5 protein-coding genes are annotated in these 4,666 nt (G+C 71.6%); 2 read left to right on the top strand and 3 right to left on the bottom strand.

Going from position 1 to position 4,666, the window contains the following annotated elements:
- From DQW85_RS27255 to DQW85_RS27245, 3 genes are all read right to left on the bottom strand, one after another.
- Nucleotides 1–595 (bottom strand): copper resistance CopC family protein (locus DQW85_RS27255; protein ID WP_162795422.1); only part of this gene is annotated, 595 nt, incomplete at its 3' end.
- A gap of 88 nt (nt 596–683) precedes the next feature.
- Nucleotides 684–1,247, bottom strand: a complete 564-nt coding sequence (locus DQW85_RS27250; RefSeq protein ID WP_240197455.1) for a TetR/AcrR family transcriptional regulator — start codon at nt 1,245–1,247, stop codon at nt 684–686.
- A gap of 118 nt (nt 1,248–1,365) precedes the next feature.
- The gene (locus tag DQW85_RS27245; RefSeq protein WP_240197454.1) at nt 1,366–2,706 is read right to left on the bottom strand and encodes a sensor histidine kinase; all 1,341 of its coding nucleotides are present in this window, start codon (nt 2,704–2,706) and stop codon (nt 1,366–1,368) included.
- Between the two features lie 161 nt (nt 2,707–2,867).
- On the opposite strand from DQW85_RS27245, the gene DQW85_RS27240 reads away from it, so the two are divergent.
- Together DQW85_RS27240 and DQW85_RS27235 are read left to right on the top strand one after the other, a co-directional pair.
- Entirely contained in the window at nt 2,868–4,034 is a 1,167-nt protein-coding gene (locus DQW85_RS27240) for an acyl-CoA dehydrogenase family protein (protein ID WP_113702768.1), read from the top strand.
- The coding region (locus DQW85_RS27235; protein WP_205315444.1) for an acyl-CoA dehydrogenase family protein at nt 4,031–4,666 on the top strand (636 nt) is incomplete at its 3' end. The genes DQW85_RS27240 and DQW85_RS27235, both read left to right, overlap by 4 nt.

Genomic DNA, 4,666 nt, shown 5'->3' with positions numbered 1-4,666 from the left:
GGCGCAGGGCCACGGCGGTGCCCGCCGCCAGCACCAGGAGCGCGCCGACGATCCAGAGCACGGCCATGCCCGCCCCGCCGTTGGCGGCCGCCTCGACGGCCTCGGCTCGCTGGGCGGCCTCGGTTGCCTGGGCAGCCCCGGCTGGCTGGGCGGCGTCGGCTGGCCGGTTCTGGGACGGCTCGCTCTGGGATGGCTGGCTCTGGGACGGCTCGCTCTGGGCGGAGGGCGTCGCCGGACCGGCGGCCAGGGTGAAGGTGATCTTTCCGGTCACCGGATGCCCGTCGGCCGACAGGATCCGGTAGCCGACCAGGTACTCGCCGTTCGCCGCGAGTGGCTTGACCTTGACCGTCACCTTCTCGGCCACCACCACGGCCGCCCCGTCGGCGCGCGCCGTCCCGTCGGGCCCGGTCACGCCGACCTGGACGTAGCCCTGGCGTACCGGCTGGTCGAACACCAGCGTGATCCGCCCGGGCGCGGCCGGGAGCGTGGCCCCGTCCTTCGGGTCGCTGCCGATCAGCACGTTGTGCGCCAGGGCGGGGAGCGGGACCCCCACCGTGGCGCACGCGAGCAGCAGGACCGTGAGTAGCCGCCTCAACGCTCGGTACCTTCCCTCCAGCGTGTCGCAAACCTGTACATGGTCCCATCCACATGGACACGTTCGGCGGCGCGGTCCCGGGAAAGGCTCACAGATCCGCCGCGGCCACCCCCACTTCCGCCGCCGCGGCCGTACGCACCAGCTGGGCGGCGCGGCGCCTGGACAGCGCCTGGGGATGGACGTGGATCTGGATCGCCAGCCCGTCGATCAGCGCGAAGATCCGCCAGCTCGACGCCTCGGGGTCGGCGCAGGCGAACTCGCCGCCGGCCACGCCCTCCTCGATGATCCCGCGGAGCAGCAGCCTGCCCTGCTGGTCGAGCCGGCGTGAGATCTCCTCCAGGTGCTTGCTGCGGATCGACTCCGCCCAGGCGTCGATCCAGAGCCGCCAGCCCTCGGGCGCGGCCCCGGGGGAGCAGCGCCTCAGCAGCACGCGCAGGCGTTCGAGCGGTGGCCGTTCGAGCCGCTCGATGGAGTCCAGCGCGTTGCGGTGGAGCTGGGCCGCGTAACCGAATGCCTGTGCGAACAGCTGGTCCTTGGTCTCGAAGTGGTAGAAGAGCAGCGCCTGGCTCACGCCGGCGGCCCGGGCGATGTCGAGTGTTCTGGTGTGCCCGAATCCATGCGTCGCGATCACCTCGCACGCCGTCTTGAGCAAGTCCTCACGCCGTAATCGACTGAAACCTGGTGTCACAGCGGGCCACTCTAACTACTGGCCAGAACCGCATGTCGGACAAACCGGGCGGGGCTATGGGAGCGTTACCACAAGGTTCGGTTCAGATCTCTCTGATCGGCAGGCGCAGGACGAAGCGGGCCCCGGTGTCGGAGTCCTCCAGTGTGAGGGTTCCGTGGTGGTTCTGGGCGATGTCCCGGGCGATGGACAGGCCCAGTCCGGTGCCTCCAGCGTCGCGGCTGCGCGAGGCGTCGAGGCGGGTGAAGCGCTGGAAGACGAGCTCGCGCTGGTCGGGCGCGATGCCGCCGCCGTCGTCCAGGACCTCCAGCATGGCGTTGGCGTCGATGCGCCGGACGGTGACGATCACGTTGGACTCGGCGTGGCGCTCGGCGTTGTCGAGCAGGTTGGTCAGCAGGCGGGCGAGCTGCAGCCGGTCGCCCGTGACGAGCACGCCGGGCTGCAGCGTGGTGATCAGCTTCTTGGAGCGCTGCCGCATCGTCTCGGCGGCGACCAGCTCGGACAGGTCGAGCGGCTCCCGGGCCGTCGGCGCGCCGGCGTCGAGCTTGGCCAGCGTCAGCAGGTCGCTCACGATGGCCTGCAACCGGTCCAGGCTGGCCACCAGGGCCTGCCCGATCTCCTGCCAGTCGGCGTCGCCGGGATGCAGCATGGCCTCCTCGACCTGGGCGCGCATCGCCGTGATGGGGCTGCGCAGGTCGTGCGAGGCGTCGGAGGCGAACCGGCGCTGCTGCTCGACCGCCGCCTCCAGCCGGTCGAGCGTCTGGTTGGCGGTCTCGGCCAGCGACCGGATCTCGTTCGCCTTGCGCGGCACGGGCACCCGCTTGCCCAGATCGCTCGTGGTGATCTGGGCGAGCTTGTCGCGGATCTCCTCCACGGGGGCGAGGGTTCTGGCCACCACCCGTGACACGCCGAACGAGGCCAGCGCCACCAGCAGCACCGACGCGGCGACGAGGGCGGCGAGCACCCCTGGATGGACGTACCACGGCACCAGCGCGTCCACGGCGTAGACCAGCCAGTCGCCGTCCTGCTCGTACACCCTGAAGATGGCCAGGAACTCGCACGTCCCGGGGAAGTACGGCAGGTCGCAGACCTCGGCGGCCCGGTGGGCGCTGAACTCGCTGGGCAGCATGTCGGTCATGCGCGGCAGCCCGGCGAGGTTCGCGGTGGAGGCCACCACGCGCCCGCTCGCGTTGACGACCTGGATGCCGTCCAGGTTGCTGGAGATCACGGTGGGCAGCTCGCCGCGCTTCACCAGGTGCACGACGTGCAGGCCGGTGTTGATCACCTCGGTCTTGCGATAGTCGCTGGCGGCGCTGTGCAGGGCATACAGGACGAACCCGTTGACCACGACGCTGATCAGCGCCGTGGCGATGCCGGCGAGCAGTGCCAGCCGCGTCCGGACGGACCTGCCGTACCGTGTGATCACACCTTTCCCCCCGGTAATCAGATGATCACACTAGGTCGCCCTCGCTCTAATTCACGGAGATTCACTGACAAATCCGGTTAAAACGTGGCGACGGCTCCGGGTGCTAGGCGTCCCGCATCAGGCTCGTTAGAGTAAGTGAACACTGATGCCAAGGAGGCGACGTGAACCTCGACGCGTATCGGCACGCCGCCAGGGCCTGGCTCGAGGCGAACGCCCCCTCCGAGGCGTACCCCGAGGGCGAGGCCGTCGCGCGGGCCAAGGAGTTCATGGCCAGGCTGTACGACGCCGGATACTCGGGCATCACCTGGCCGGCGCGATGGGGCGGCCAGGGCCTGACGCAGGAGGAGGAGCGGGCGTTCGCCGCCGAGGCCCGCCGCTTCACGCTCCCCACGTACGTCTTCTCCATCGGGCTCGGCATGACCGGGCCGACGCTGGTCGAGCGGGGCACCGACCGGCAGCGCGAGCGCTTCGTCCGGCCGTTGCTGCGCGGCGAGGAGATCTGGTGCCAGCTCTTCTCCGAGCCGGGCGCGGGCAGCGACGTGGCGAGCCTGCAGACACGCGCCGTACGCGACGGCGACGGCTGGATCGTCAACGGCCAGAAGGTGTGGACGTCGGTCGCCCACCACGCCGACTGGGGGCTGCTGCTGGCCCGCACCGACGTCGAGGCGACCAAGCACAGGGGCCTGACCATGTTCGTGGTGGACATGCGCCATCCGGGCGTGACGGTCAGGCCGCTGAAGGACATGACGGGCCGCGCCAACTTCAACGAGGTGTTCTTCGACGACGTCCCCGTCCCCGACGAGCACCGGGTGGGCGAGGCGAACGACGGCTGGAGCGTCGCCGTCACGACCCTGCTGCACGAGCGGCTGTCGATCTCGGCGGGCGTCGGCATGGGCAACCGCAAGGAGGACCCGTCCTCGCTGGAGGCGTTGCGCCGCGCAGCCGACACGAGCGACCCGCTGGTCCGCGACGAGCTCGTCGAGCTGCACATCCGCACGCGCGCGCTGGCGCTGTTCAACCGGCGCCTGGCACAGGAGGCCGAGGCCGGCGTCTTCCCCGGAGCCCGGGGCAGCGCCGCCAAGCTGCTGCTGGCCGAGCTGACCATGTTCCAGGCGGACCTCGCGACCCGGCTGACCGGGCCCGCCTCGGTCGTCGGCGGCGACCCGCTCTCCCACGCGATCTCGCTGGCCCCGGCCATGTCGCTGGGCGGCGGCACCAACGAGATCATGCGCAACATCATCGGCGAGCGCGTGCTGGGCCTGCCGCCCGGGCCGCGCGTGGACAAGACCGTGCCCTTCAAGGACCTGAAGGTGGGGACGCAGGGGTGAAACTCGTACTCAGCGAGGAGCAGCGGGAGCTGCGCCGGGCCGTCCGCTCGTTCCTGGAGGCGGTCTCGCCGCTGCCCAAGGTCCGCGACGGCTACGACCCGGCGGTCCACGCCCGCCTCAACGGCGAGCTCGGGCTCTCCGGCCTGATCGTCCCCGAGGAGTACGGCGGGGCGGGCGCGGGCTTCGCCGAGCTGGCCGTCGTGCTGGAGGAGACCGGTGCGGCGCTGCTGCCCGGCCCCTTCCTGGCCACCGTGTTCGCCACGATCGCGCTCACCCGGGTGCCCGACAAGGAGTTGCTGACCGGCATCGCCGAGGGCCGGATCATCGCGACCCTCGCCCAGCCGCCCGCCGGCGCCGACGTGACCGCCGAGCACGTGCGGGGCGGCGGCGTGGCCGTACGGGGCACGCTCGCCCAGGTGCTGAGCGGCATGGAGGCCGGCGTGCTCGTGGTCCCCGCGCTGACCGGCGACGGCGTGGTCATGGTGGCCGTCGACCTCACAGCCGGCGAAGTCACGCGCACTCCTCTGGAGACGCTCGACCTCACGCGGGGCCAGGCGCGGGTGGAGCTCGCCGGCGCGCCCGGCCGGGTCCTCGGCCCGCCGCCGCACGAGGGCGGCATCGGCGACCGGCTG

Source organism: Nonomuraea lactucae (assembly GCF_003313395.1).
GTDB lineage: Bacteria > Actinomycetota > Actinomycetes > Streptosporangiales > Streptosporangiaceae > Nonomuraea > Nonomuraea lactucae.
Note: the sequence above shows the minus strand (reverse complement) of the source record. Positions and strands in the feature narration are given on the sequence as shown.